The sequence below is a fragment of the Caulobacter sp. KR2-114 genome, from assembly GCF_049446115.1.
Taxonomy (GTDB): domain Bacteria; phylum Pseudomonadota; class Alphaproteobacteria; order Caulobacterales; family Caulobacteraceae; genus Acaudatibacter.
Map to the genome: position 1 here is coordinate 270581 of NZ_JBMSEC010000003.1, position 25931 is coordinate 296511.

Here is a 25931-nt window from a genome sequence, read left to right on the forward strand (position 1 = left end):
CATGATCCGCAAGGGCAAAGCCGTCACCGACGCCAACAAGCTGACCGGGCCGGAAAAGGCCGCGGTGGTGCTGCTGGCGCTGGGCGAAGAGCACATCACCATCTGGGAGAACCTGGACGACGAGGAGATCAAGGAGATCTCCCAGGCGATGGCCGGCCTCGGCACCGTCTCGTCCAGCGTGGTGGAAGACCTGCTGGTGGAGTTCGTCTCCGGCATGTCCGCCGCCGGCGCCCTGATGGGCTCGTTCGAGCAGACCCAGCGCCTGCTGGGGGCCTTCCTGCCCCCGGAGAAGGTCGAGACCCTGATGGAGGAGATCCGCGGTCCGGCGGGTCGCACCATGTGGGACAAGCTGGGCAACGTGAACGAGGCGGTGCTCGCCAACTACCTGAAGAACGAATACCCGCAGACCGTCGCCGTGGTGCTGTCGAAGGTGAAGTCCGACCACGCCGCGCGCGTGCTGGCGGCCCTGCCGGAAGACTTCGCGCTGGAGTGCGTCACCCGCATGCTGCGCATGGAGCCGGTGCAGCGCGAGATTCTCGACAAGATCGAGCAGACCCTGCGCACCGAGTTCATGTCCAACCTGGCGCGCACCTCCAAGCGCGACAGCCACGAGGCGATGGCCGAGATCTTCAACTCGTTCGACCGCCAGACCGAGGCGCGCTTCCTGGCCGCGCTCGAAGAGCGCAGCCGCGAGAGCGCCGAGCGCATCCGCGCCCTGATGTTCGTGTTCGAGGACCTGTCGAAGCTGGATCCGGGCGGGGTGCAGACCCTGCTGCGGGCGGTGGAGAAGGACCAGCTGGCGCTGGGCCTGAAGGGCGCCTCCGACGCCCTGCGCGAGATGTTCTTCTCCAACATGTCGGAACGCGCCGCCAAGATCATGCGCGAGGACATGGAAAGCATGGGTCCAGTGCGTCTGCGCGACGTCGACCAGGCGCAGATGTCGATGGTGCAGGTGGCCAAGGACCTGGCCGCCAAGGGCGAGATCATGCTGGCCGGCGCCGGCGGCGACGATGAGCTGATCTACTGATGTCCGACGCCGCCCCCCGCAAGTTCACCTTCGACACCGTGTTCGACGGCGCGGGCAACATCGCCTCGCAGCCGGCGCCGTACAAACGCGTCTACACCGCCGACGAGGTGGAGAAGATCCGCAACCAGGCGCGCGCCGAAGGGCTCGCCGCCGGTCAGGCCACCGCCCAGGCGCAGACCGCCCAGGCGCTGATGCAGGTGGCCGAGGCCGCGCGCATGGCGCTGCCGACCCTGGCCGCCGCCGCGCACGAGCACCGCGTCGGCTCCGCCGGCCTGGCCCTGGCGGCCGCGCGCAAGATCGCCGACGCCGCCTGCGACCGCTTTCCCGACGCGCCGATCCAGGAGGCCCTGGCCGCCCTGGCGCGCGAGATCGAGGCGGCGCCGAAGCTGGTGGTGTTCGCCCCGGCCGACCGGCTGGACGAGGTGCAGGCGGCGCTGAACGAGACCGCCGGCAATATCGGCTACGGCGGCCAGATCATCGCCCGCGCCGACCCCGCCATGCCCCGCGCCGCCTTCGTCCTGGACTGGGGCGACGGACGCGCGGCCTTCGACCCCAACGCCGCCGCCGCCCGCGTGGCCGAGGCCCTGGAAGCGGCCCTGGCCGCCGAGGGCCTGCACGGCGAAGCTCTTACTTCCGGCCCGAGTGACCATCATGGGTGACCAACATGTCTGACGACACGCCGCTCCCGCTCGAGGAGTTCCCGACCCAGGACATGGCGTCGATGCTGATGGCGCAGATCGCGCACGAGGATAAGACCGCCCAGGACCTGGCGCCGGTGTTCGACGTGCCGGTCAGCATCTCCGCGGTGCTGGGGCGCGCGAACCTTTCCGTGGCCGCGCTGCTGCAGCTGGGCCAGGGCAGCATCCTCGAACTCGACCGCAAGGTCGGCGAGGCCATCGACATCTATGTGAACAATCGGCTCGTCGCCCGCGGCGAGGTGGTCATCGTCGATGACCGTCTCGGCGTGACCATGACGGAAATCATCAAGGACGGCGACGCCGCGGCCTGAAGGCCGGGTGCGTAAGGGAGAACTATCATGCGGCTTCTGGTCGTCGGACGACTGAGCGGACAGCTCGCCACCGCCGTGAAGATGGCGATGGATGCGGGCGCCAAGGTGGCGCACGTGGAGACCTGCGAGGCCGCGACCCACGCCCTGCGCGCGGGCCAGGGCGCCGACCTGATGATGGTCGACTACGACCTGGACATCGCCGGGCTGATCGCCGCCAACGAGGGCGAGCGCATCCGCGTGCCGGTGGTGGCCTGCGGCGTCGGCTCCGACCCCAAGCGCGCGGGCGACGCGATCCGCGCCGGGGCCAAGGAATTCATCCCGCTGCCGCCGGAAGCCGACCTGATCGCGGCGGTGCTGGCCGCGGTGGCCGACGACGAGCGGCCGATGGTGGCGCGCGACCCGGCCATGCAGGCGGTGATCGGCATGGCCGACCAGGTGGCGCCGTCCGAGGCCTCGATCCTGATCACCGGTGAAAGCGGCGTCGGCAAGGAGGTCGTCGCCCGCTATCTGCACGCCAAGTCCAAGCGCGCCTCGCGGCCGTTCATCTCGGTCAACTGCGCGGCCATCCCCGAGAACCTGCTGGAAAGCGAGCTGTTCGGCCACGAGAAGGGGGCCTTCACCGGCGCCCTGGCCCGCCGCATCGGCAAATTCGAGGAAGCCAGCGGCGGCACCCTGCTGCTGGACGAAATCTCGGAGATGGACGCCCGGCTGCAGGCCAAGTTGCTGCGCGCGATCCAGGAGCGCGAGATCGACCGCGTCGGCGGCTCCAAGCCGGTCAAGGTGGACATCCGCATCCTGGCCACCTCCAACCGCGACCTGGCCCAGGCCGTGCGCGAGGGCAGCTTCCGCGAGGACCTGCTGTTCCGGCTGAACGTGATCAACCTGCGCCTGCCGGCGCTGCGCGAGCGCCCGGGCGACATCATCCCGATGGCCGAGTTCTTCGCCAAGAAATACGCCGCCGCCAACGGCGTGGCGAACCGCGCCATCTCCGCCCAGGCGCGCCAGCGTCTGCTGGGCCATCGCTGGCCCGGCAACGTGCGCGAGCTGGAGAACGCCATGCACCGGGCGGTGCTGCTGTCCACCGGGCCGGAGATCGAGGAATTCGCCATCCGCCTGCCGGACGGCGCGCCTATGTCGTCGTCCCAGGCGCCCGGCGCGGAGACCGCCCGCGTGGCCTCGATGGCGGCCGAGGCGGTGACCCGCGGCTTCGTCGGCCAGACCGTGGCCGCGGTCGAGCAGCAGCTGATCATCGACACCCTGAGCCACTGCCTGGGCAACCGCACGCACGCGGCCAACATCCTCGGCATCTCGATCCGCACCCTGCGCAACAAGCTGAAGGAATATTCCGACGCCGGCGTCTCCGTGCCCCCGCCCCAACAGGGCGCGAGCGCGGCTTAAAGGCGTTCTGCCGGTGCAAACCCCGTCCTCATCCCTGGCATTGCCGCGCCATGCATCCGTCGCGGTTCGCGTCCTTCTCCCCTTGCGGGAGAAGGTGGCCGCCGAAGGCGGACGGATGAGGGGTTGGGGATCGCCTCGGATTGGCGCAGCACGACCGCATCTCGGCGAGGCGCCGTCCACCCCTCATCCGTCTGCTGCGCAGACACCTTCTCCCGCAAGGGGAGAAGGGGAGATTCTGACGGCCGCCTCAGCTCTGGAGCACGCGCCCCATGGCTAACATCGGCATTCCCGCTGGCAGCTCCGCTCCCACGCCGCGCGAGGTGCTGGGCTGGGTGATGAAGGGCGAGGTGGCGCTGGCGGTGGGCATCGTCGGCATCATCGTGCTGCTGATCCTGCCGATCCCGGCGTTCCTGCTGGACGCCCTCCTGTCGCTGTCGATCGCCAGCGCCGTGCTGATCCTGATGACGGCGCTGCTGATCAAGAAGCCGCTGGAATTCACCTCCTTCCCCACCGTGCTGCTGATGGCGACCCTGTTCCGGCTGGGCCTGAACATCGCCTCCACGCGGCTGATCCTGGGCCACGGCCACGAGGGCACCGACGGCGCCGGCCACATCATCCAGGCGTTCGGCGCGCTGATGATGTCCGGCAACTTCGTCATCGGCCTGGTGGTGTTCGCCATCCTGCTGGTGGTGAACTTCGTGGTGATCACCAAGGGCTCCGGGCGGATCGCCGAGGTGGCCGCCCGCTTCACCCTGGATTCCATGCCCGGCAAGCAGATGGCGATCGACGCCGACCTGTCGTCGGGCCTGATCGACCAGGAGGAGGCCAAGCGCCGGCGCAAGGACGTGGAGCTGGAGAGCACCTTCTTCGGGGCCATGGACGGCGCCTCGAAGTTCGTCCGCGGCGACGCCATGGCCGGGCTGATGATCACCGGCATCAACGTGATCGGCGGCATCCTGATCGGGGTGGTGCAGCACCACCTGCCGCTGCAGCAGGCCGCCTCCTCCTACACCATCATGACCATCGGCGACGGCCTGGTCAGCCAGATCCCGGCCCTGGTGATCTCGATCGCCGCCGGCATGCTGGTCTCCAAGTCGGGCGTCGAGGGCTCGGCCGACAAGGCCCTGGTCACCCAGCTGGCCAACAATCCGATCGCCCTGGGCATGGTCTCGGCCGCCGCCGGCGTCATCGCCCTGATCCCTGGCATGCCGATCATCCCGTTCGCGGCGGTGTCGATGGGCTCCGGCTACCTGGCCTGGCGCCGGGCCCAGGCGGCCAAGGCGCCGCCGCCGGCCCCGCCCAAGCCCGCCGCCGAACCGGCCGAGGAGCCGATCTCGGCCAGCCTGGCCATCGACGACGTCAAGATCGAGCTGGGCTATGGCCTGCTGAACCTGATCAACGACCTGGAGGGCCGCCGGCTCACCGACCAGATCAAGGCCCTGCGCAAGACCCTGGCCGGCGAGTACGGCTTCATCATCCCGCCGGTGCGGATCCTCGACAACATGCGCCTGCCCAACCAGGGCTACGCCATCCGCATCAAGGAGATGGAGGCCGGGACCGGCGAGGTGCGCCTGGGCCACCTGATGGCCATGGACCCGCGCGGCGGCCAGGTGGAGCTGCCCGGCGAGCACATGCGCGAGCCGGCCTTCGGCCTGCCGGCCACCTGGATCGAGGAATCCCTGCGCGAGGAAGCCACCTTCCGCGGCTACACCACGGTGGACCCGGCCACGGTGCTGACCACGCACCTGACCGAGCTGCTGAAGGAGAACATGGCGGACCTGCTCTCCTACGCCGAGGTGCAGAAGCTGCTGAAGGAGCTGACCGCGGAGCAGAAGAAGCTGGTGGAGGACCTGATCCCCTCGGTGGCCACCGCCAGCACCGTGCAGCGGGTGCTGCAGGCGCTGCTGCGCGAGAAGGTGTCGATCCGCGACCTGCCGGCCATCCTGGAAGGCATCGCCGAGGCCGCGCCGCACACCGCCTCGATCACCAACCTGGTGGAACAGGTCCGGGCCCGCCTGGCGCGGCAGATCTGCTGGGCCAACCGCGGCGACGACGGCGCCCTGCCGATCATCGCCCTGTCGCCCGACTGGGAGCAGGCCTTCGCCGAGGCCCTGATCGGCAACGGCGACGAGAAGCAGCTCGCGCTGGCCCCCTCGCGGCTGCAGGACTTCATCCGCGGCGTGCGCGAAGCCTTCGAACGCGCCGCGCTCTCGGGCGAGCAGCCGGTGCTGCTCACCGGCCCAGCCATCCGCCCCTATGTCCGCTCGATCATCGAACGCTTCCGCGGCCAGACCGTGGTGATGAGCCAGAGCGAAATCCATCCGCGGGCGCGGCTGAAGACCGTGGGAATGGTCTAGGGCGGACCTGCGCCGCCCCTTGGCGCGTGTTTCACTTTTGTCGGAATCCGCAGGCCGGGCGGAACCGGGGCCGGCCAGCGTGGTTAGTCACCACCGTGAGGGGGCTGTTGCAAAGAATACTCGGGAGAGACCCCTCAGATGTCGAAAGCCCTGCTTTATGCGGCCGTGAGCCTGGCCGTCGCCCTGCCGTTCGCGGCGCAAGCCAAGAGCAAGCCCTCGTCCTCGGACAGCGCCGCCCCGGCCTCCTCCTCCAGCACCTCTGACACCTCATCCAGTTCGTCCAGCGCCACCGCGCCGGCTGAGCAGAGCGCCGCGCCGTCCAGCGCCGCCGGTTCCCCGAGCGCCGGATCCACGACCACCGCCCCCTCCGCCGCCACCCCGCCGGCCTCGACCGCGACACCTGGGAGCAGCGCCAGCGCGGCGACCGGGACCAGCGCGGACGCCAACGCCACCGCCCCGGCCTTCGCCGTCGGCACCCCGGTGAAGGACAACACCGGCGCCACCATCGGCTCGATCAGCGAGCTGAAGCCGGGGTCCACCGGCGCCCAGATGGCGACCATCTCCATGGGTCAGGATCGCTTCTCCGTGGCGACCACCGGCCTGGCGATGCAGAACGGCGCGGCGGTGATCAACATGACCCAGGCCGAGCTGCAGTCGAAATTGCACCCGGCAGCGCCTAAGTAAGGCTCCGCCTCCAAGCGGAACTGCACGACGGACAGGCCGTTGGCTCCCGCGGGGGTTTGAAACCCGCGCGGGAGCCGCACCGTGTCCAAGGCCGCCATCGTCCTCACCCTGATCCTGGCCGCCGGGCCTGCGCTGGCCCAGCCCGCCGCGCCCGCCGCGGACGACGCGGCGCACAACGCCTCGGCCCTGACCGGGCCGCTGGCGGTCGGCGCCACGGTGCGCGATCCTTCGGGCCAGACCCTGGGCCGCGTCTCGCGCCTGACCACCGGCAAGGATGGCCGCACCCTGGTGATGCTGCGCAAGGGTGTCGACAGCTTCGCCGTGCCGGAAGCCATCCTGCACGTGCGCGGCGGCGAGGTGGTCTCCAGCCTTGACCGCGCCGGCATCAAGGCGCTGGGCGAGCTTCCCGAACGCTAGACTTCGAGCGGGCGGACGCTCTGGGTCACTCCGCCGCCATTGCGGGCGGGCGCGCGCGCTGATAGCCATTCGGCGACAAGCGGCGAGGCCGCCAGGGGACGTATCGAGCATGGCGAACGGACGACGGGGCGGGCTTTGGGAGGTCCTGGTCTTCGATCGCATGATCACGGGGCCGGTCATCCACTGGGTCTACTGGCTGGGCATGGCGGTGATCGTCGTGGCCGCCTTTTCCGTGATCGGCGCCTCGGCCGGCATCGCCTTCAAGGAAGGCACCGTCTGGGCCTTCCTGCTGGTGATTCCCGTACTCGTGGTCGGCCTGATGATCGTCGCCGCCCTCGGCCTGCTGTGGCGGGCGATGTGCGAGTTCTACGTCGTCGTGTTCCGCATCGGCGACGACCTGGCCGCCATGCGCCGCGCCTGGGAAGACGAACAGCGCCGCGGCGGCGCCGGGCCCCGGTAGCGACCGGCGTCCAATCCTATCCGTCATCCTCGGGCGTCAGTCCCGAGGATCCATGAACACGTGAAGGGCCGTCGCGAGCGGCAGCGGAGCGTCGTAAAGACGGCAAGCGCCCCGTCGTGCCGCGCCCTTCGAAGCGCGCCACCCGTCGAGCCGTGTTCATGGATCCTCGGCACAAGGCCGAGGATGACGGTGGAGAGGGGGGCGAGCGAAGGTCCCCTACCCCCGCAGCGCGGCCTCGAAGGCGCCCAGGGCCGGCTTCGGCGCGCCGTTGGCGTCGAACAGGTTGGGGGTGTCGCTGGGCAGGTCGCGGACGATCCAGCTGTCCGAATCGCGCAGGCTCCACAGGCTGAAGGCGAAGCGCTGCTGTGGCGGCAGTTCGCAGAAGGCGTGCGCCGCCTCGGCATAGAGTTCGCGCTGGCGCTGCTCCAGCACGTCCGGGCGGTGGAAGCCCTGCACCCGGGCGATGGAGACGTCCATCTCCGACAGGTGGATCGGCAGGCCCAGGGTCGCCAGCTCCTTGATCGCCGCGCTGATCGCCCCCGCGGGCAGGTCGGCGTCGATGTGCGTCTGGGTGCCGATGCCGCCGAGCGGCGCGCCGGCCTTCAGCAGGGCCTCGGCCAGGCGCATGAACGAGGCGCGCTTGCCCGGAATCTTCTCCAGGTAATAGTCGTTGAGGAACAGGCGCGCGCCGGGGTCGGCCTGATGCGCCACCTCGTAGGCCAGGCGCATGTGCTCCAGCCCGCCCAGGCGCTGCGACCACAGGCTCGAGCGCCATTCGCCGCCGTCCTCGGCGATCGCCTCGTTGACCACGTCCCAGCCGACGGCCTGGCCCCGATAGCGGCCGACCACGGCGGTGATGTAGTTCACATAGGCGTCGCGGAACGACACCCGGTTCTGGTCCAGCTGTTCGAAGGCCGGCGGCTTTTCGGCGTACCAGACCAGGCAGTGGCCGAAGAGGCGGATGCGGTTGTCGCGGGCGAAGGCGGCGATGGCGTCGGGGGCGTCGAAGCGGAAGGAACCGTCCGGCTGGACGATGTACTCCATCTTCATCTCGAACTCGGGCGTGACCTGCGAAGCCTGGGCCGCGACCAGGCCGGCGAAGGCCGGGTCCTGCAGCCGCTGGGCCATCACCGCCGTGCCGATCGGGAACGGGGCCACCGACCGTAGCGGCGCGATCGGCAGCTCGGGCTTGGGCTTGGAGGCGATGGCCCGGTCGCAGGCGCCGAGCGCCAGGGCCGAAGCCAGGACGCCGCGACGGCTCCAGTCCGCGGCGCCGCTCGCCATCAGCGTCCGCCCGAGGCCACGCGGCGCAGGCCGATCTCGTCGAGGGCGGCGGTCTCGCGCTTGTTCTGTTCCTTGATCGCCGCGTAGCGGGCGTTGTCGGCCACCTGTTCGTACTTCTTCAGCGTCTCGAAGGCCTCGGCCAGGGCGTCGCGGGCGCCGGCCTCCTCGGCCAGGGTCTGGTCGATCATCAGCTGCACCGCGGCCTTGCGCTGCTTCAGTCCGGCGGCGAAGCCGGCGTGATACCAGCCGGCCTGGGCGTCCTCGCGGGCCCGCTGGATCTCGGCCTCGCCCTCGGCGTGCAGCACCGCCAGCTTCATCTCGGCCACGGCGCGGCGCTCGGCGATCTCGGCCAGGCGCTTCTGCAGCAGCTCCACCTCGAAGTTGGAGAGCTTGATCAGCTGGTCGGCCCACTTCATGCGGCGCTACTCACGATGTCCTGCAGGCGATCGAAGCCTTCCTGCATGCTGGTGAACTCGTCCTTGTCCTGCGACAGGAACTGTTCGAGGGCCGGGTTCAGCTGGATGGCGCGGTCGAGCGCCGGGTCGGAGCCGGCGCGATAGGCGCCGATGCGGATCAGCTCTTCCATGTTGGCGTAAGCGGCTAGGGTCTGGCGCGCGTTCTTGACGATCTCGCGCTCGATCGGCGTCTGGCACCCTGGCAGGGTCCGGCTGATCGACTTCAGCACGTTGATCGCCGGGAAGCGCCCGCGCTCGGCGATGGCCCGCTCCATGACGATGTGCCCGTCCAGGATACCGCGCACGGCGTCGGCGATCGGCTCGTTGTGATCGTCGCCGTCCACCAGCACTGTGAACAGGCCGGTGATCGGGCCCGCCGTGGTGCCGTCCGGGCGGACCGGCCCGGGACCGGCGCGCTCCAGCAGCTTGGGCAGCTCGGTGAACACCGTCGGGGTGTAGCCCTTGGTGGTCGGCGGCTCGCCCGCCGCCAGGCCGATCTCGCGCTGGGCCATGGCGAAGCGGGTGACCGAGTCCATCAGGCACAGCACTTCCAGGTCCTGGTCGCGCAGGTATTCGGCCAGGGCCAGGGTCATGTAGGCGGCCTGGCGGCGCTTCAGCGCCGGCTCGTCCGAGGTGGCGACCACGACGATGGCCCGGCGCAGGCCGGCCTCGCCCAGGGTCTCCTCGATGAATTCGCGCACCTCGCGGCCCCGCTCGCCGATCAGGCCGACGACCACCGCATCGCAGGTGGCCTCGCGCGCCAGCATCGACAGCAGCACCGACTTGCCGACGCCCGAGCCGGCAAAGATGCCCAGGCGCTGGCCGCGACAGGTGGTGGTGAAGGCGTTCATCGACCGCACGCCCAGGTCCAGGCGCTCGCCCACCCGCCCGCGGGCGTGGGCCGGCGGCGGCGGCGCGCGCAGCGAATAGGGGGCGGGGCCCTGCGGCAGCGGCCCCTTGCCGTCGATCGGGGCGCCGAAGGCGTCGACGATGCGGCCGAGCCAGGCCTTGGTCGGGCGCACGGCCGCGCCCTCAGGCCGGATGCGGATCTCGGCGCCGGGGGCGACGCCCTCGACGGGTCCGAAGGGCATCAGCAGGGCGCGGGTCTCGCGGAAACCCACCACCTCGGCGGCCAGCGGGCTCTCGCCCCGGCGCTCGACCTCGGCGCGGGCGCCGACGGACAGGCGGGTCAGCCCGCCACGCGCCTCGATCAGCAGGCCGTTCACCGCCGCGACGCGGCCCGAAACGGTCAGCGGATCTATGCGCTCGACGGCGGCGATGAGGTTACGCAAGGATCGAAGCAGCCCCGGGGAATCTGAACCCCGTGAGGGTCGCCCCCAGGCCTTAACCGATGACTAACTTTCGCCGCCCCCGGCGCCCCGTCACGCCCGCAAGACCATCGGTCGCAGGCGCGCAATCGCCAAGCGGCGCCTTGAGTTCGGAAATATGATCCCCATCATTTAAAGTTCACCGACTCCACGAGGAAAACGCCCATGCCCGACACCGCCTTCCAGCCCCGCCAGGGCGCCGTCCTGGTCGTCGGCGTCGGCTCGCCCCAGGGCCTCGGCGCGGCGATCGCCCGCCGCTTCGCCGCGGGGGGCTATCCGGTCGCCATCGCCGGACGCAACGCCGCCAAGCTGGAGGCCAGCCTGGCCGAGCTGAAGGCGTCCGGCGCGACGGCCGAGGCCGTGGTCGGCGACGCCTCGGTGGCGGCGGACGCGGCGCGCTTCGTGGCGGCGGCGGAGTCCTTGGCCCCGCTGGCGGTGGCGGTGCAGAACGCCGGCTCCAACAATCCCGCCCCGTTCCTGAAGGTCAGCGAGGAGACCTTCACCCAGCATTGGCGCGAGCACGTCCTGGGCGGCTTCCAGCTGGGCCAGGCGGCGCTGCCGGTACTGCTGGGCCACGGCGGCGGCAGCCTGATCTTCACCGGCGCCTCGGGCAGCCTGCGCGGGTCGGCCAATTTCGCGCCGTTCGGCTCGGCCAAGGCGGCCCTGCGCGGCCTGGCCCAGAGCATCGCCCGCGAGTTCGGGCCGCAGAACATCCACGTCGGCCACGTGATCGTCGACGGCGGCATCGAGGGCGAGCGCCTGCTCAGCCGCCTGCCACAACTGGCCGAACAGCGCGGCCCCGACGGCCTGCTGAAGATCGACGCCATCGCCGAGGCCTACTGGATGCTGCACCACCAGCACCGCAGCGCCTGGACCCTGGAACTGGACCTGCGCCCCTGGGCCGAGAAGTTCTGAGGCCCGCCTGATCATCGCCCTCCCCTTCATGGGCAGGGACAGGCGGCGAAGCGCGCCAGGGTGGGGAACTTCGCGACGCGCGCTTGACCTTCTTCAGCCGACGCCCGCCATCTCACTTCCCCACCCTGATCGCTGCGCGATCTGTCCCTCCCCACTTCGGGGGAGGGACGCCAACCCCCCTAGGCCTTCGACGCGTCCGCCGGCGGCAGCTGCATGCGCCGCTGCTGCGCCAGGGCGGCCACGGTGGCCGAGCCGATCGGGCCCTGGGTGTCGTACAGCCAGCATTCGCCGACGGCCACGCCGTCGGTGGCGCCGTGGTCGCAGACCTCCAGGCCGATCCACTCGCCCACCGGCTCGCGGTGGATGTACAGGGTGGCGTCGGAGTTGATGTAGCTGAGGCCCTGGTCGCCAGCATTGGCGAAGGGGCTGGCGAAGTCGGCGCACAGGGCGACGCGCTGGAACGGGGTCAGGGGGGTTCCCTCGACCATCTCGCGCACCTCGCTCATCCAGGTGCGGCGCGGGCCGGCCGAGCCGACGCCGCCGCTGATCGGCTTCATCGCCCACATCCCTCCCAGCCCGTTCTGCCGCGGGGGCGGATCGTCGACCTGTTCCGGTGGCGGCGCGTCCCAGGTCGGGCGGGTCCAGACATTGCCTTCCGGCCGCTGCGAGCGGCGCAGGAACTGGCTGGTGGCGCGCGCCACGCTGACCCCGCCGGACAGGAACTCGGCGTCGATCACCTTGATGCGGTTGCCGTCGCGCACCACCCGGGTGGCGATCTCGATCGGCGAGAAGTCGGGCAGCCGGTACATGTCCACCGTCAGCCGCGCCGGCACGAAGTCCGGATTGCCGTGGCGCTGCTCGAGCTCGAAGGCCAGCAGGCCGATGATCACCCGTCCGTGCAGGGACTGCGGGTTCCAGGGGCCCCGGCTGACCGGGTTTGCGACGTAACCGCCGCCGTCACGTTTGAAGAAGGCTTGGTTTTCCATGGCGCGGGACCATGGCGGATTCCCGTCCGCAGGGCGAGTGGGTTGCGGCCAGGCTTGTGCAGCCGCGTTTCAGGCGCCGCGCGCCAGCAGCAGGGTCGGCTCGCCCTGCAGCGCCGTGCGGCCGTGCAGCACGAAGCCGGCCTTCTCCGCCACGCGGATCGAGGGCGCGTTGTCCGGATCGATGATGCACCAGACCTTCGGCGAGCCGAACCGCGCCTCGCCCCAGGCCAGGACGGCGGCCAGGGCCTCGCTGGCGTAGCCGCGGCCGTGCGACCAGGGGGCCAGGGCCCAGCCGGCCTCGGGCGCGTCGTTGAATGGATGGTCCAGCCCGCGGTGGAAGTCGGCCAACCCCAGGTCGCCGACGTAGCGCCCCGTCTCACGCTCCTCCACCGCCCAGAAGCCGTATCCCAGCAGCGCCCAGTGGCCGCGATAGCGGTGCAGCCGGCTCCAGGACTCTGCCGGGGCTGACGGCTTGCCGCCGATGTGGCGGGTCACGGCGGGATCGCCCCACATGGCCGCCAGGTCGGCGAAGTCGTCCAGGCGGTGCGCCCGCAGGATCAGGCGCGGGGTGTCGAGCACGGGAACGTCTGGCATGGGCGGCCTTGGCGCGGGGATGTCGCCCTGGCTTCGCATGGTCGCGCCGTCCGCGCCAGGGCGGGCTCGCCGCCCGTTGCGGCCGATGGGGCGGCGGCCCTATATGGCCCCCGAAGAGGGCCTCGCGCGGCCGGCCGCGCGCCAGCACAGGGAGGCCTCCATGGGCCGCAAGTACCAGAACATCCTCGAGACGGTCGGCAACACCCCAGTGGTGCGGATCAACAAGCTCGCGCCCGAGGGCGTGAACCTGTTCGTCAAGATCGAGGCCTTCAACCCGCTGGGCTCGGTGAAGGACCGGCTGGCCCTGGGGGTGATCGAGGCGGCCGAGCAGAGCGGCGCCCTGAAGCCCGGCCAGACGGTGATCGAGGCCACCAGCGGCAACACCGGCATCGGCCTGGCCATGGTCTGCGCCCAGAAAGGCTATCCGCTGGTGGTGACCATGCCAGAGAGCTTCTCCATCGAACGGCGCAAGCTGATGCGCTTCCTGGGCGCCAAGGTGGTGCTGACCCCGGCCGCGCAGCGCGCCACCGGCATGGTGCAGAAGGCCGTGGAGCTGGCCCAGACGCATGGCTGGTTCCTGACCCGGCAGTTCGAGAACGAAGCCAACCCCGACATGCACTCGCGCACCACGGCGCAGGAGATCCTGGCCGACTTCGAGGGCGAGGCGCTGGACTACTGGGTCACCGGCTACGGCACCGGCGGCACGTTGAAGGGCGTGGCCCGGGTGCTGGCCGAGAAGCGGCCGGAGACCAAGATCATCGTCTGCGAACCCGAGGACGCTCAGCTGCTGGGCAGCGGCGAGGCTCAGGCGCGCAACGCCGACGGCTCGCCCGCCGCGGGCCACCCGGCGTGGAAGCCGCACCCGATGCAGGGTTGGACTCCCGACTTCATCCCCAAGCTGACCGGCGACGCCGTCGCCGCGCACAACGTCGACCAGGTGCTGGCGATCAACGGCGCGGAAGCCATGCGCACTAGCCTGAACCTGGCCCGCCAGGAAGGCATCTTCGTCGGCATCACCGCCGGCGCGACGTTTGCCGGCGCCCTGAAGGTGGCGGCGGAGGCGCCGAAGGGCTCGACGATCCTGGCCATGCTGCCCGACACCGGCGAGCGCTACCTCTCCACCCCGCTGTTCGCCGACATCCCCACGGAGATGACCGAGGAGGAGCTGGCGATCGTGCAGTCGACGCCACTGTTCAGGAGCTGAGCGTCAGCCTCGGCTCCCCTTCACTGTCATCCCGGAGAGCCGCGCCAGCGGCTCATCCGGGACCGCCCGAGACGCCGAAGCTTGCAGGCCGTAGCGGGCGCCGGCGCCTGCCGCGGTCCCGGATATCCGCTGCGCGGATTCCGGGATGACAGAATTGGGAGAGTGGGCGCGTACCCCTCACCACACGCCGGGGATCAGACGGAACTTCACCGTCTGCATGTAGTCGCCGTACCCCCGCAGGGCCGCCTTCAGCTCGCGCTCCTCGCCGACGGCCCGCACCGCCATCAGCAGCACCAGCAGCGGCGAAGCGGCAAGCGCCAGCCAGGAGCCCAGCAGCAGCGGCTGGCCGATCATGAACAGCAGCGCCCCGGCGTAGAGCGGGTGCCGCACCAGGGCGTAGGGGCCAGAGGAGACCACCGTCTGATTTCGCTCGGTCTGGATGCGCACCACCGGCGCCGCGAAGCTGTTCTCGCGAAAGGTCAGCCAGGCGATCGCCATGCACGCCACGATCAGCGCCCAGCCCAGGCCCTGCAGGATCACCGGCATCTCCGACCAGTAGAAGCGCACGGCGTCGATCCCCGCCAGCGCGGTCCAGCCGACGAAGCCCAGCAGGATCAGGGCGGTGAGGATGCGGTCCCAGCCCTTCTGTTCGCGGCGCACGGGAAACTTCATCCGCTCGGCCAGCAGGCCCGGATCGTGGCGCGCCAGCCAGACGGTGAGCAGCACCGCGCTGACCATCATGGTGGCAAGGTAGACCCAGCCGGCCGGCCACACCCAGTCGCCGGCAGGAACGAACAGCAGCACCGCCATCACCGCCAGCCAGGCGAGGAGCTGCAGAACCAAAGGACCGTACTTCAAGACGCGCGATGGCTCCCGGACCGCGTGCCGAGACGGACGCATCCCTCCGGCGTGAAGCGAGAGGGGCATTGATCACCACCCCGGCCGGTTGGGGGAGACAAGCTTTTGTGATTCTGGCAGCGCTCGTTTCGGCGCCGCCAGGCTGCCGACAGGGCCTGGGATTGGAAAAAGCCGCCGCCGGACAATCCGCCGCAGCCTGCGACGTTAATGCTCTACCTTCGCGCGCAGCCCGCGCTGGCAACGGTTTTCCCAGAAATTCCCCGCTTCGGGGCCCTTGCCTGCGACATCCGGCGCGCCGGCCTCGCTTGTGCCCGAATCGCAAATCGGCTTAACGATTCGGCTCGTGAGCTTTCACCATTAACCAGTCTTAAATTAACTCGTTGGCAATGTGGCAGACGAGTTCGGTGCGTAAGTTCGGACAACCCGTTGAGCGAGACCGCCTAGGGGCGGGGAGGGGCTGATGCGTGTACTGTTGATCGAGGACGACAGCGCTACGGCGCAGGGCATCGAATTGATGCTCAAGTCGGAAGGCTTCAACGTCTACACGACGGATTTGGGTGAGGAAGGCATAGATCTGGGAAAGATCTATGACTACGACCTGATCCTTCTGGACCTGAATCTGCCGGACATGAGCGGCATGGACGTGCTGCGCACGCTGCGGGTCGGCAAGGTTAACACGCCGATCATGATCCTGTCGGGCACCTCCGAGATCGACACCAAGGTCAAGACGTTGGGCGGGGGCGCCGACGACTACATGACCAAGCCCTTCCACAAGGAAGAGCTGGTGGCGCGCATCCACGCCGTGGTCCGCCGCTCCAAGGGCCACGCCCAGTCGGTGATCCGCACCGGCGACATCACGGTCAATCTGGACGCCAAGACGGTGGAAGTGAACGGCATCCGCGTTCACCTGACCGGCAAGGAATACCAGATGCTGGAGCTGCTCTCGCTGCGCAAGGGCACCACCCTGACCAAGGAAATGTTCCTTAACCACCTGTACGGCGGCATGGACGAGCCCGAGCTGAAGATCATCGACGTCTTCATCTGCAAGCTGCGCAAGAAGCTGGCGGCCGCCGCCAACGGCAAGCACCACATCGAAACCGTCTGGGGCCGCGGCTACGTGCTGCGCGATCCGTCGGAAGGCGTCCTCGCCGCCTGACCCTGACGGCTTAACCAAGGCGGGCCCGGCTTAAGACTTTCGGGCCCAAACAGCTTCGATCCTTAACTTTTTCGGGCGGCGGCGCGGATTGCGCCCCGCCCGAAATCGCGTGAGGCTCCCCGTTCGGTCGAAGGGGGAGCGTGCGATGGGGCGACTGGGACTGCTGCTGGCGTGTCTCGCCGCGGCCTTCGGCCTGTTCTACGTCCAGGCGGCCAGCCCGAGGCCCGAACGCGCGGACGCCTCCCCCGCGATCTTCTCGGCGGGACGGGCCATGGCCGATGTGGCCGCCATGGCGCCGGTCCCCCACCCTACCGGCTCGGCCGCCAACGCCCGCGTGCGCGACCATCTGGTCGGACGGATGACGGCGCTCGGCCTCTCGCCGCAGGTGCAGCGCGCGGAAAGCCACTGGGTCTGGCCGCGCCACATCCACAAGGACGGACAGGTCTTCGGCGCCACCGTGGAGAACATCATCGGCGTGCTCCCGGGCAAGGACCGCACCCTCCCCGCCCTGGCGCTGATGGCCCACTACGACAGCGTTCCCGGCTCGCCCGGCGCGGCGGACGACACCGCCGGCGTCGCCTCGGCGCTGGAGACGCTGCGCGGCATCAAGGCGCGCGGAACCCCGGCGCGGGACGTGATGCTGGTGTTCACCGACGGCGAGGAGGCCGGCCTGCTGGGCGCGCGCGCCTTCTATGGCGAAAACCCGCTCTGGGCCCACATCGGCTTCGTCATCAACCTGGAGACCCGCGGCGGCGGCGGGCGCGCCACCATGTTCCAGACCGGGCGCGACAACGCCGGGTCCGTCCGCCTGTTCGCCGCCAGCGCCCGCCGGCCGGACAGCAACAGCCTGACCGTGCAGGTCTACAAGATGATGCCCAACGACACCGACTTCACGGTGTCGAACGGGCGCGCCATCCCCGGCCTCAACCTGGCCTTCCTCGGCCGGCAGTTCGACTATCACTCGCCCAGTTCGACGGTGGCCAACCTCGACCAGGGCGCGCTGCAGAGCCTGGGCGAGCAGGCCTTCGGGCCGGCGATGGCGGTCGCCTTCGATCCGGCGCTGCCGAAGCCGGGACCGGACCTCGTCTATAGCGAAGTTCCCGGCGGCGTGGTGCTGGCCTATCCGGCGTGGGGCGGCTGGATCGTGCTGGTCCTGGCCGCCGGCCTGACCGCCCTGGGCGCCTGGCGCGCGCGGCAAGGCAAGGCGCTGGCCTGGCGCGACCTCTGGCGCGGCCTCGGCGCGGGCCTGTTGCTGCTGCTCGGCGGCATGACGGCGCTGGAGCTGACCCGGCGATTGACCGGGGTCGGCGATGACTGGATGGCGTACCGCCCGCTGCTGGCGCGCTTCCCGTTGTTCGAGGCGGCGATGGGACTGACGCTGGCCGGCGTGGCGATGCTGGTTCCGGCGGCGATGGCGCGCGGCCGCCGGCGGCTGTTCGGCGCCGGCTTCTTCCTGGTCGCCGGGCTGGTCGCCGCCGCCCTGACCGGGTTCGCCACGTGGCCGGTGACCCTGGGCGTGGCGGCTGCGGCGGCGGTGCTGGCCTTCCTGGTGTTCGGCCGGGACGCCAGCCTCTGCGGAACCTGGACCGGCCTGCTGCTCACTGGCCTGGGCGTGGCCCTGGCCTTGCAGATCGCCCTGCCGACGGCGGCGTTCATCGTCGCCTGGCCCCTGCTGGTCGGCGCCGCGCTGAGCGCCCTGATGGCCGGCGGGCGGCAGCGCGGCCCGGTGGTCGCCGCCCTCGCCTGGCTGGCGACCGCGGCGTCGCTGGCGTGGATCCTGGGCTACGCCCACCAGCTGATGCAGGGGCTGGACCTGCCGGCCGCGCCGGCGCTGTCGATCTGGACCGGCGCCATGGTCGCCTGGCCGCTGCTGTGGCCGTCGGCGCCGAACAGCCGCCTGGCCTTCGCCGCGCCGGCGGGCGTGCTGGCGCTGGCCGCCGCCATCGCCCTCTTCCTGCGCTTCACCTCCCCCTGGGACGCCCGCCACCCTCGGGCGGAGGAAGTCTACTACGTGGTCGACCCGGCCGCCGGAAAGGCCTGGCGCGCCAGCACCGAACCGCCGGACGCCTGGACCCGCGCCGTGCTCACCGCCGATGGCGGCGCCGTCGCCGCCCTCGACCTGCCCGGATTCTGGCGGCCGGTCGCCGCCGCGCCGGCCCGGGCCGTGGCCGTGGCCGCGCCGGTGATCAGCCTCGACAAGACGCCGGACGGCCTCGTCACCCTGCGATTCGCCCCTCCTGCCGGCGTAACCGACCAGGAGCTTCGGCTGTCGGTGAACGTCCCGGTCAGCCAGGTCACCCTGAACGGCCAGCCGACGGAAATCCTGCAGGGACGCAGCGCGATGCTGTCCTGGCGCGGCGGCGACACCCTCACGCTCAGCTTCCTCCCGTCGGGCCCCGGCGCGCTGACCCTGGGCTATCGCGACGATATGGCCGGCTGGCCCGCCGGCGCCCGGCCGCTGCCGCCGATGCCCGCGGACGCCATGGGCTTCAACCGCTCCGGATCGACCCTGGTCGTCGGCCAGCGCAGCTTCGCCTGGTGACGCCCAACCCGGGCGCCGCTACACCAATACTGTAATTAGGATTCCATTATAGGGAATCGACGACGCTCCACGCGTGTTAAACCTAAACATCGCTACACTCATGTAGCAAAAGTGGAGAACAAGTCATGTCAATTACGGGAGTGTCGCAGATCACGACACAAACGACACAGAACTCGGCGTTCCAGCGAGGGGCCGACGCGTTCAACTCTCTGGATCAGGCGCTCAGCAGCGGCGACCTGTCGAGCGCGCAGTCGGCGTTCTCGACCCTGCAGTCGCTTGGGCCCCAGGGCGGCAAGGCGCCGCCCGGCGGCGGCAGCGACCCGATGTCCAAGGACATGGCGGCGGTCAGCTCGGCCCTGCAGTCCGGCGACCTCGCCGGCGCGCAGAAGGCCTTCGCGCAGATGAAGACCGACATGCAGGCGCACCGCGGCCATCACCACAAGCCGGCGCAGGATGCGACCTCGACGCCGGACTCCGACGGCGACGCCGCCGCGGCGAACTCGACCGTGACGACCGCGACTTCCGGGCCGATCGACGTATCGAATGGCGTCGACATCACCGCCTGAGGCGGCCGGTTCGTGAACGCTCGGGGACGCCGGGGCGTCGGCGTCCCCGCCTCGCTCAGGCGCCTACCAGCGCAGCCTCAGCCCCACCGCCCCCTGCGCGGCCTGATAGCCGGGCCGCACGCGGTAGGCGCCGCTGACGAACGCCGAGACCTTACCGTCCCGGCTGTCCAGGCTCAGCGACTGGCCGAGGTCGGCGAAGGCCCCGCCGATCTGGTCAGGCAGCACATAGCCGGTGTCGACGGCCTGCAGGCGCAGGGTGTTGGCGTCCTGCAGTTCGTCGACGCCCTTCAGGCTGGTGCTGCTCTTCAGCGACCAGCCACCGAGCGTCCAGGCGCCGTCGAGCCGCGCGCCGACGCTGACCCGGGCGCTGGACGCCTGGCCGAAGGCCAGCGGCGTGTCGGAGACCACCAGCGTCCCGAGCCGCGAGCTCTGCACGGCCAGCGACGCCTCGGGCTGCACCGTCCAGGTCCCGGTCAGCGCCCGCCGCCAGCCGGCCTGCGCCTCGCCGCCGAAGGTGGTGATGGCGCCGGTCTGCCGGCCCATGCCGGCCCAGGCCGTCAGGTAGGTGACCTTCAGGGCGGTCATCTTCACGTCGCCGGACAGGTAGAATCCGCCGCGGGTCACATAGGCCCCGTGCGCCGCCACCATGGCCCCACCGTAGAGCGCCGCCGACGAGCCCTGGGCGAAGCTCTGCTGCGACTCGACATAGCCGGTGGTCAGTCCCCACGACCAGGCGCTGTCCTGGCCCACCCGCCGGCCCAGGTCGAAGCCGGTGACCAGGGCTGAGGTGCTCTGGCTGTAGCTGGTGTTGAAGCCGAAGGTCTGGCCGAAGGCGTTGACGCTGGCCGACTGGCTGACCGAAGTGCTCATCGGCCGGTCTCCGCCCGCCTGCAGGCTGTTCCAGGCGCCGTCCGCGCCCAGCGAGAGCTGGCCGGCGGCCAGGCGGCTGGCCCCCCAGTTGAGCGCCTTGCCCCACACCCGCGGCGCCTCGGCCGAACCGGACAGGCTGAACCGCAGATTGTCCGCGGCGTCCGCGCCCGGGCTGGTGGACGACCAGACCTGCTCGGCCGCCGAAGCCATGGTGGCGAACTGCGCCGCCGGCAGGCCCGGCACGCCGATCAGCTGCTCGTTGCCACCGGAGAAGGTCAGCGGATAGACGAACAGGCCGTGCTGGATGCCATGCAGCGCGGGATCGTAGTTCGGCTGGCTGGGGTCCAGGATGAAGTCGCCGGCGGCGGTGGCCCCCTGCACCAGCACGATGCCCTTGGCGTTCAGCGCCCCGTCGCCGGTGTTGGTGTCGTTGATGCGGATCAGCGTCTGGCCGGCGCTGCCCGACGACAGCCGCAACTGGTCGGCCTTCGACCCCGGTCCGCCAAGGAAGGCGTCCAGCGCCAGAACCGATTCTCCCGGCGCCCCGGTGAACAGGCCGGAGACGTTGAACACATCGCCTTCCTTGCCGTTGACCATGGAGACGACGCCGGTGGACCCGAAGCCGCCGTTGTTGAAGTGGCCGACGTTGACGAACGAGGTGGTGCTGGCCGCGGCGGCCGGTCCGGTCAGCCCCACCTGCAGGGTGTTGAAGTTGACGAAGGTGTTGCTCGCCCCGCCGGCGGTGGTCCCGAAGTTGCTGGTTCCGCGGGTCAGCCACAGGCCGTCGTTCTGCACATAGGCGTTGTCCGCCGCCGTGAACCGGCCGTCGAACACCCCGGAGGGCGTGTTGTCGATGGTCAGCCCGCCGGTCCCGGCGACCACCACAAGACCATCGTGTCCGGACCGGTTGCTGGTCACGGTCCCGAAGTTGGCGACGATCAGCGACCCGGCGCCCCGCATGGCGATGGTCGGCGCGGTGTCGCTGCCCGGCGCGGTGAGCACCGCTCCGGAAAGGTTGCCGACGATGGCCGAGGCGGGCGTGTTGAGCACGATCCCGCCGCCGGCGCCGCCCTTGACGAAGGAGCCGTTGTCGATCCCCACCGAACCTGCGGTCGTAGCGCTGATCCCGGTCTGGCCGCTGACCGTCGCCCCGCCGCTGATCGAGATGTTGATGCCGCCCAGACCCGTGGCCACCGCGTCGACGGCGGCGCCCTGCGGGGCGGAGACCGAGCCGCCGTTGACCTCGATCTCGTCCGGGCCATCGCCCGTGCGCGCCAACAGGCCATCCCCCTGGCGGGAGACGACGTTGCCTGTGCTGATCAGGGTGCTGGAGCCGGGGCCCTGGGTGTAGGTCGACAGGCCGACCGTGCTGTCGGCGCCGCCGGAGACGGTCACGTCCGCCGCGCTGTTCACATAGACGTTGCCGCCCAGGGTGAAGGCGCCGACGCCGACATTGGTCGCAGCCCCCGCAGCCGTCCCGGTCGCGCCGGCCTCGTCGACGGTGATCTGCCCGGAGGCCAGGGTGACGGTGACGTCGCCCGCGCCGAAATAGGCATTGGCGCCGGAGGTATCGACGGTGCTGGCGTAGACCCCCGCCGAATCGTAGCCCGAGACGTGGATCCTGAACCCGGTTCCGGCGGACACCAGGGCGCCGCCGGTCTGCAGCGGCGTCGGCGCCTGGTTGATCGCGGAGGCGCCCGCCGACTGGTTGCCTTGGAAGATGACCACGTCGCCCGCGCCGAGGTGGACCTGGGCGCTGTAGGGGCCGCTGGTCGCCAGGCTCTGGGCCGAAACGCCCGCGCCACGCGCCACGCCCGGCGCGCCGGCGACGATGGTGTTGTCGTCGCCGATGCTGGCCGTCGCCTGGCCGCCGGCGCTGTAGGCGGCGACGCCGGCCAGGGTCGCGCCCTTCAGGTTGATCCGCGCCGTGTCGGCGCCGTTGGCGGTGGTCACCGTCGCATCGCCCGAGCCGAGCGAGGAGGCCGCCAGGGCGTAGAGCCCGCCCGCGGTGACCGATGCCGACGCCTGGAGCGTGGCCGCACCGGCGGCCTGGGCCACCACGCCGGAACCGGACGCCTTGATCGGGCCGGCGACGCTCACCGTCGCGGACCCGCCGGCGGCGAAGGCGTCGACGCCGTCTCCGTTGCTGTTGGTGACGTTGTCGGCAGCGGTGACGCCCACGTTGCCGAGGCCACCGGTCTTGGCGAGGATGCCGCCGTCGGCGACCACCCCTTCGGCGTCCACGTTCACCGAGCCGCTGCCGCTTCGCGCCAGGATGCCGGAGAAGAGGCCGGGCGTGAGGGTGCGCACCGTGCTGCCGGCCGACGTGCTGACGGTCACGTCGCCCGACGTGTTCGCAACCGCGTCGATGCCGTCGCCGCCCGTGGCGGTCACCTTGCCGGCCGTGACCTTCACGGTCACCGCGCCGCTATCGCTCGCCGCATGGATCGCATCGCCATTGGCCGAGGTCACCGAGGCATGCGAGCCGATGGTCGCCGATCCGACGGCAGTGGTCAGCGCCGACAGGCCCACGCTGGCGTCGAAGCCGCCGCTCACGGTCACCACCGCGGCGTTGTCCACCAGGACGTTGCCGCCGGCGCTGCCGCCGGCGACGCCGTAGTTGATCATCGCGCCGCCGGACGGATTGCTGGCCCCCGCCTCGTCGACGACGATCGTCCCCGTGCCGACGACGATGCTGACAGCCCCCTTGCTGGCGTACTTGTTGGCGCCGCTGGGATCGAAGGTGAAGCCGGTGACCCCGCCGTCGCTGTAGCCCGACATGTGGATGTCGACATCGTCGCCGACGGTGACCGCGACGCTGGCCGTGCCGCTGGGGCCGAGCTGACCGGCGAGGCCGGTCTGCGCCACCACCGCCGAGCCGCGGTTGCCCTGCACCACGAAGGTGTCGTGGGCGCCGACGACCGTGCGGGCTGAGGGTGACCCGGTGAAGTCGAGGGGGGTGACCACGGCGATGGCGTCGGCGCCGGCCACGCCCGACAGCCCGGACTGGCCGACGGTGATCACGTTGTGGTCGCCGAGGGTGGTCGAGGCCGCCCCCAGGATGGTGATCGCCTCGACGCCGGAGCCCTGCGGGTTGGTGATGGCGATGGGATGTGCGCCCGTGCCGGAGCCGGTGCTGACGGTTACCGGGCCGACCCCCACCGCGACATCGTTGCTGATCCCCTCGACCGCGGCCGCCCCGCCGGACGTCACCGAACCGCCGACATCGACGGTGATCGCGCCGAGCCCGCTGCTGGAGGCCAGGATCCCTTGGCCGGATGCGGTCACCGGGCCGCCCGTGGTGACGGTGATGGCGCCCTGCGCCGCCGTGGCCTTGATGCCGACGCCGGCGCTGTTGGTCAGGCCCTTGCCCCCCGTGGTGACGTCGACGGCGCCACCGCCGATGGTCGCGGCGGCGATGCCGCCGTCGCTCACAGCCCCCTCGGCGTCGATGCTCACCGCGCCGCCGGCGCTGGTGGCGAAGATGCCGGAGAAGCCGCCGGGTGTCGTGGTTCCGACGCTGCTCTTGGCGGCCGTGGTGACGGTCACCGCGCCGGTTCCCGTGGCGCGGGCGTCGACGCCGTGGCCGCCCTTGGCCAGCACCGCACCGCCCAGCACGTTGACCGTGTTGGCGCCGTTCACGGTCGTCGAGGCGATGCCGTCGCCCGTCCCCGAAGTCACCGAGGCGCGGGCCGTGATCTTGCTCGAGCCCGCGCCGGTGGTGGAGGCGTCCAGGCCGATGGAGGTTTCTGCTCCGCCGGTGACGGTCACCTGCGCCGCGTCGTCGACCACCACCGCGCCGCCCGAACTGAAGGCCCCGACGCCGACGCTGGTCTTGCTGTTGCTCGGCCCGCCGACGGCGCCGACCTCGTCAACCAGGATCGTCCCGGTCCCGACAATCGCCGTGGCCGCGCCGGCGCCGGCGAACTTGCCGGCGCCCGTGGTGTCCGTGGTCGTGACGTAGACCCCGGCGTCGGTGTAGCCGGAGACGTGGATCGAGACATTGTCGCCAACGGTCGCCGAGGCGCTGGCCGTTCCGTTGGGGCCGACACTGCCGCCAATGCCGACGTGCGCGGCGATCGCCGCGCTGGCGTTGCCCTGCAGCACGAAGCTGTCGGACTTGCCGGCCACCACGCTGGCCGAAGGGCCTGCGGTGTCGGCGGCGGTCAGCACCGCGACCGCCGCCGCGTCGGCGCTGCCGCCGACACCGGGACCACCGTTGCTGATGCTCACGTGGTCGCCGAGCGTGGTGGTGGCCGCGCCGAAATAGCTCACCGACACGACGCCGGCCGTGGCGGCGCCCGCCCCGGCGGCGATCATCAGCGGCGCCTTGCTGGTTCCGGACGCCACGGTCACGGTGGCGGCGCCAGAGCCCTTGTCGGTCGCCTCGGCGCCTTCGCCGGTCCCGGCCGTCAGGCCGGCGTTCAGGGTGATGGAGACGCCGTCCTTGGAATTGGTGGTGGCCAGGATGCCGTCCTGGCTGGCGGTGATGACACCATTGTTGGTCACCGCCACGGCGCCCTGATCGGCGATGGCGACGATGGCGGGGCCGGCCGCGTTGTCGACCGCGCCATCGTTGATGATGGTGATCCGGTCGGCGCCGGTGGTGGTCGCCGAAAGTTCGCCGGTGATCGTCGAGGTGTTGGTGATGTTGACGTCCGCGGCGTTCGCGCTGGACGCCAGCGCCGTGATCAGCGCCCCCGCCCCGACGCCCGCCAGCCATAGAGTCCTGCCCGACCGCATGATGTCCTCCAGCCCAAGGTTCATTTGTTGCGCCGGTCTGACCGGCCGCGTTCCCGGCGCCGCCCCGGCGCGCGGCCGCAGGTCCGCTGGCGGCGCACGGAGGCGCTCGCCAGGCGACGATGCGCGCCAACGTCAGGGTGAAGCTTGATTGAACGACGTGATCTGGCCGTCTCGGGGCCTGCACGTCAAGGGCGTATCATGCTTACCTAAGCCCGGCCTAATTGTAGCAAACCGGACATAATCAACGCCGCCGGCCCCGTCATTCGTCCGGCGAAGGACGGCTTTGCGGTCCGGGCCATCGCAATCCCCGGCTTGACGTATACAGCGCAAACGGGCTGCAACGCCTCGCCAATCAAGGAGCCGCCCATGCCTGCCGCCGGCGAGATCACCCTGTTCCACAGATGAAAATGGAACAGGCCCGCCATGCGCCCATGATGTTGATTTTGCGTGCTGTTTGTCAGCGCCCCGGACGCGACGAAGCGCGAAAGGTCACAGATAGGTCACCGGCGGCGGCCAAGTGGACATCGGGCGAGCGCGTTGACGTTAATTGCCACAGCGCCCGCGCGATCGTGGCGCCCGTTCGTCGATCTCCAGCGGCGCCCAGCCGGCCGGCGTGCGCCGACAAGGGCTCCGTCACCCTGTCCGATGCCTATCAGGCGCAGGCCCACCAGGACGCAGACCTGCAGTTGCGCCGGGCGGCCGTCCGGATCGCGGTCGTGCTCAATCGGGCGCTGCGTTAGCCGCGCGGTGAGCACGTCTACAGCTTGTAGTCTGGCCGGGTCGGTGCGAGCTTCGCCGCAGTCAACGAGCCATGGGAGGCCCAGAATGCGCCAAGCCTTGATGATGATCGCCGCCGTCGGACTGCTGGCGATCCCCGCCGGGACCAGCCAGGCCGCCGCGACCGCGCCCTACAAGCTCAACTCTGCCGGCAAGTGCATCGGCGCGAACGGCCAGTTCGCGAAGGCGGACCTCTGCAAGACCTCGGCGCCGCCGGCGGCGGCCAAGCCGGCGAAGTGCAAGGATCCGAAGACTAAGAAGTTCACGAAGTGCACCACGCCCGGGGCGGTGCCGGCATGAT

At 70.7% G+C, this 25931-nt stretch carries 22 protein-coding genes; 15 read left to right on the plus strand and 7 right to left on the minus strand.

The features are described 5' to 3' along the window. Nucleotide 1: 1 nt before the first annotated feature. The 8 genes from fliG to ACO2Q3_RS13640 all read left to right on the plus strand — a co-directional run bounded on the left by fliG (nucleotide 2) and on the right by ACO2Q3_RS13640 (nucleotide 7352). Complete coding sequence (fliG, locus tag ACO2Q3_RS13605) at nucleotides 2-1027, plus strand: flagellar motor switch protein FliG (RefSeq protein ID WP_423307315.1); 1026 nt, start codon at nucleotides 2-4, stop codon at nucleotides 1025-1027. Beyond that, on the plus strand, nucleotides 1027-1686 hold the full coding sequence (locus ACO2Q3_RS13610; protein ID WP_423307317.1) for a flagellar assembly protein FliH: 660 nt from the start codon (nucleotides 1027-1029) through the stop codon (nucleotides 1684-1686). Before fliG ends, ACO2Q3_RS13610 begins: the two co-directional genes overlap by 1 nt. Before the next feature lie 5 nt (nucleotides 1687-1691). Continuing rightward, the gene (gene fliN / locus ACO2Q3_RS13615; protein ID WP_423307319.1) at nucleotides 1692-2036 is read left to right on the plus strand and encodes a flagellar motor switch protein FliN; all 345 of its coding nucleotides are present in this window, start codon (nucleotides 1692-1694) and stop codon (nucleotides 2034-2036) included. A gap of 27 nt (nucleotides 2037-2063) precedes the next feature. Continuing rightward, nucleotides 2064-3434, plus strand: coding sequence for a sigma-54 interaction domain-containing protein (locus tag ACO2Q3_RS13620; RefSeq protein ID WP_423307321.1), 1371 nt, complete (start codon nucleotides 2064-2066; stop codon nucleotides 3432-3434). A gap of 335 nt (nucleotides 3435-3769) precedes the next feature. Further along, nucleotides 3770-5791: a flagellar biosynthesis protein FlhA gene (gene flhA / locus ACO2Q3_RS13625; protein ID WP_423308003.1), complete on the plus strand. Its 2022-nt coding sequence runs from the start codon at nucleotides 3770-3772 to the stop codon at nucleotides 5789-5791. A 138-nt stretch (nucleotides 5792-5929) separates the two neighbouring features. Then, a complete protein-coding gene (locus ACO2Q3_RS13630; protein ID WP_423307323.1) occupies nucleotides 5930-6475 on the plus strand; it encodes a hypothetical protein in 546 nt (181 codons plus the stop codon). A gap of 81 nt (nucleotides 6476-6556) precedes the next feature. Continuing rightward, nucleotides 6557-6892: a hypothetical protein gene (locus tag ACO2Q3_RS13635; RefSeq protein WP_423307324.1), complete on the plus strand. Its 336-nt coding sequence runs from the start codon at nucleotides 6557-6559 to the stop codon at nucleotides 6890-6892. A gap of 109 nt (nucleotides 6893-7001) precedes the next feature. Further along, nucleotides 7002-7352, plus strand: a complete 351-nt coding sequence (locus tag ACO2Q3_RS13640) for a DUF4282 domain-containing protein (protein WP_423307326.1) — start codon at nucleotides 7002-7004, stop codon at nucleotides 7350-7352. A gap of 216 nt (nucleotides 7353-7568) precedes the next feature. Here ACO2Q3_RS13640 and ACO2Q3_RS13645 read toward each other — a convergent pair whose 3' ends face one another. Genes ACO2Q3_RS13645 through fliI form a run of 3 tightly spaced genes read right to left on the minus strand, consistent with a single transcriptional unit; the run spans nucleotide 7569 to nucleotide 10383 of the window. Beyond that, nucleotides 7569-8636, minus strand: a complete 1068-nt coding sequence (locus ACO2Q3_RS13645; RefSeq protein WP_423307328.1) for an endo-1,4-beta-xylanase — start codon at nucleotides 8634-8636, stop codon at nucleotides 7569-7571. Then, nucleotides 8636-9052 (minus strand): flagellar export protein FliJ, encoded by a 417-nt coding sequence (locus ACO2Q3_RS13650; protein ID WP_423307330.1) that lies wholly within the window; start codon nucleotides 9050-9052, stop codon nucleotides 8636-8638. Before ACO2Q3_RS13650 ends, ACO2Q3_RS13645 begins: the two co-directional genes overlap by 1 nt. After that, on the minus strand, nucleotides 9049-10383 hold the full coding sequence (gene fliI, locus ACO2Q3_RS13655; RefSeq protein WP_423307332.1) for a flagellar protein export ATPase FliI: 1335 nt from the start codon (nucleotides 10381-10383) through the stop codon (nucleotides 9049-9051). The genes ACO2Q3_RS13650 and fliI overlap by 4 nt, the downstream gene beginning before the upstream one ends. Before the next feature lie 201 nt (nucleotides 10384-10584). Here fliI and ACO2Q3_RS13660 point away from each other — a divergent pair, with 201 nt between their 5' ends. After that, nucleotides 10585-11334: an SDR family NAD(P)-dependent oxidoreductase gene (locus ACO2Q3_RS13660; RefSeq protein ID WP_423307334.1), complete on the plus strand. Its 750-nt coding sequence runs from the start codon at nucleotides 10585-10587 to the stop codon at nucleotides 11332-11334. 179 nt (nucleotides 11335-11513) lie between these two features. Here ACO2Q3_RS13660 and ACO2Q3_RS13665 read toward each other — a convergent pair whose 3' ends face one another. Together ACO2Q3_RS13665 and ACO2Q3_RS13670 are read right to left on the minus strand one after the other, a co-directional pair. Then, nucleotides 11514-12320: an acyl-CoA thioesterase domain-containing protein gene (locus tag ACO2Q3_RS13665; RefSeq protein ID WP_423307336.1), complete on the minus strand. Its 807-nt coding sequence runs from the start codon at nucleotides 12318-12320 to the stop codon at nucleotides 11514-11516. Between the two features lie 69 nt (nucleotides 12321-12389). Then, nucleotides 12390-12914: a GNAT family N-acetyltransferase gene (locus tag ACO2Q3_RS13670; protein WP_423307338.1), complete on the minus strand. Its 525-nt coding sequence runs from the start codon at nucleotides 12912-12914 to the stop codon at nucleotides 12390-12392. A gap of 160 nt (nucleotides 12915-13074) precedes the next feature. Here ACO2Q3_RS13670 and cysK point away from each other — a divergent pair, with 160 nt between their 5' ends. After that, nucleotides 13075-14118 carry a cysteine synthase A gene (gene cysK, locus ACO2Q3_RS13675; protein WP_423307340.1) on the plus strand — a complete coding sequence of 348 codons (1044 nt, stop codon included), beginning with the start codon at nucleotides 13075-13077 and terminating at the stop codon, nucleotides 14116-14118. A 177-nt stretch (nucleotides 14119-14295) separates the two neighbouring features. Here the strand turns inward: cysK and ACO2Q3_RS13680 are convergent, their stop codons facing one another. Then, nucleotides 14296-14961: a methyltransferase family protein gene (locus ACO2Q3_RS13680; protein WP_423307342.1), complete on the minus strand. Its 666-nt coding sequence runs from the start codon at nucleotides 14959-14961 to the stop codon at nucleotides 14296-14298. Between the two features lie 475 nt (nucleotides 14962-15436). On the opposite strand from ACO2Q3_RS13680, the gene ctrA reads away from it, so the two are divergent. The 3 genes from ctrA (at nucleotide 15437) to ACO2Q3_RS13695 (ending at nucleotide 19240) form a co-directional block, all read left to right on the plus strand. Beyond that, entirely contained in the window at nucleotides 15437-16132 is a 696-nt protein-coding gene (gene ctrA, locus ACO2Q3_RS13685; RefSeq protein WP_423307344.1) for a response regulator transcription factor CtrA, read from the plus strand. A gap of 145 nt (nucleotides 16133-16277) precedes the next feature. Continuing rightward, nucleotides 16278-18674 (plus strand): M20/M25/M40 family metallo-hydrolase, encoded by a 2397-nt coding sequence (locus ACO2Q3_RS13690; protein WP_423307346.1) that lies wholly within the window; start codon nucleotides 16278-16280, stop codon nucleotides 18672-18674. Nucleotides 18675-18799: 125 nt separating this feature from the next. Continuing rightward, on the plus strand, nucleotides 18800-19240 hold the full coding sequence (locus ACO2Q3_RS13695) for a hypothetical protein (RefSeq protein ID WP_423307348.1): 441 nt from the start codon (nucleotides 18800-18802) through the stop codon (nucleotides 19238-19240). Between the two features lie 63 nt (nucleotides 19241-19303). Here the strand turns inward: ACO2Q3_RS13695 and ACO2Q3_RS13700 are convergent, their stop codons facing one another. Beyond that, entirely contained in the window at nucleotides 19304-24877 is a 5574-nt protein-coding gene (locus ACO2Q3_RS13700) for a hypothetical protein (protein WP_423307350.1), read from the minus strand. A gap of 377 nt (nucleotides 24878-25254) precedes the next feature. On the opposite strand from ACO2Q3_RS13700, the gene ACO2Q3_RS13705 reads away from it, so the two are divergent. Both ACO2Q3_RS13705 and ACO2Q3_RS13710 read left to right on the plus strand, forming a co-directional pair. Beyond that, nucleotides 25255-25593 carry a hypothetical protein gene (locus tag ACO2Q3_RS13705; protein WP_423307352.1) on the plus strand — a complete coding sequence of 113 codons (339 nt, stop codon included), beginning with the start codon at nucleotides 25255-25257 and terminating at the stop codon, nucleotides 25591-25593. An 85-nt stretch (nucleotides 25594-25678) separates the two neighbouring features. Then, on the plus strand, nucleotides 25679-25930 hold the full coding sequence (locus tag ACO2Q3_RS13710; RefSeq protein WP_423307354.1) for a hypothetical protein: 252 nt from the start codon (nucleotides 25679-25681) through the stop codon (nucleotides 25928-25930). Nucleotide 25931: the final 1 nt, after the last annotated feature.

Bases quoted from the DNA above. Each gene is read 5' to 3' on its own strand.
- ACO2Q3_RS13690 (WP_423307346.1), top strand. From the start codon at position 16,278: ATGGGGCGACTGGGACTGCTGCTGGCGTGTCTCGCCGCGGCCTTCGGC.
- ACO2Q3_RS13650 (WP_423307330.1), bottom strand. From the start codon at position 9,052: ATGAAGTGGGCCGACCAGCTGATCAAGCTCTCCAACTTCGAGGTGGAG.
- ACO2Q3_RS13695 (WP_423307348.1), top strand. From the start codon at position 18,800: ATGTCAATTACGGGAGTGTCGCAGATCACGACACAAACGACACAGAAC.
- ACO2Q3_RS13645 (WP_423307328.1), bottom strand. From the start codon at position 8,636: ATGGCGAGCGGCGCCGCGGACTGGAGCCGTCGCGGCGTCCTGGCTTCG.
- cysK (WP_423307340.1), top strand. From the start codon at position 13,075: ATGGGCCGCAAGTACCAGAACATCCTCGAGACGGTCGGCAACACCCCA.
- ACO2Q3_RS13660 (WP_423307334.1), top strand. From the start codon at position 10,585: ATGCCCGACACCGCCTTCCAGCCCCGCCAGGGCGCCGTCCTGGTCGTC.
- ACO2Q3_RS13630 (WP_423307323.1), top strand. From the start codon at position 5,930: ATGTCGAAAGCCCTGCTTTATGCGGCCGTGAGCCTGGCCGTCGCCCTG.
- fliN (WP_423307319.1), top strand. From the start codon at position 1,692: ATGTCTGACGACACGCCGCTCCCGCTCGAGGAGTTCCCGACCCAGGAC.
- ACO2Q3_RS13705 (WP_423307352.1), top strand. From the start codon at position 25,255: ATGAAAATGGAACAGGCCCGCCATGCGCCCATGATGTTGATTTTGCGT.
- ACO2Q3_RS13700 (WP_423307350.1), bottom strand. From the start codon at position 24,877: ATGAACCTTGGGCTGGAGGACATCATGCGGTCGGGCAGGACTCTATGG.
- ACO2Q3_RS13640 (WP_423307326.1), top strand. From the start codon at position 7,002: ATGGCGAACGGACGACGGGGCGGGCTTTGGGAGGTCCTGGTCTTCGAT.
- ACO2Q3_RS13710 (WP_423307354.1), top strand. From the start codon at position 25,679: ATGCGCCAAGCCTTGATGATGATCGCCGCCGTCGGACTGCTGGCGATC.
- ACO2Q3_RS13665 (WP_423307336.1), bottom strand. From the start codon at position 12,320: ATGGAAAACCAAGCCTTCTTCAAACGTGACGGCGGCGGTTACGTCGCA.
- ACO2Q3_RS13670 (WP_423307338.1), bottom strand. From the start codon at position 12,914: ATGCCAGACGTTCCCGTGCTCGACACCCCGCGCCTGATCCTGCGGGCG.
- flhA (WP_423308003.1), top strand. From the start codon at position 3,770: ATGAAGGGCGAGGTGGCGCTGGCGGTGGGCATCGTCGGCATCATCGTG.
- ACO2Q3_RS13620 (WP_423307321.1), top strand. From the start codon at position 2,064: ATGCGGCTTCTGGTCGTCGGACGACTGAGCGGACAGCTCGCCACCGCC.
- ctrA (WP_423307344.1), top strand. From the start codon at position 15,437: ATGCGTGTACTGTTGATCGAGGACGACAGCGCTACGGCGCAGGGCATC.
- fliG (WP_423307315.1), top strand. From the start codon at position 2: ATGATCCGCAAGGGCAAAGCCGTCACCGACGCCAACAAGCTGACCGGG.
- ACO2Q3_RS13610 (WP_423307317.1), top strand. From the start codon at position 1,027: ATGTCCGACGCCGCCCCCCGCAAGTTCACCTTCGACACCGTGTTCGAC.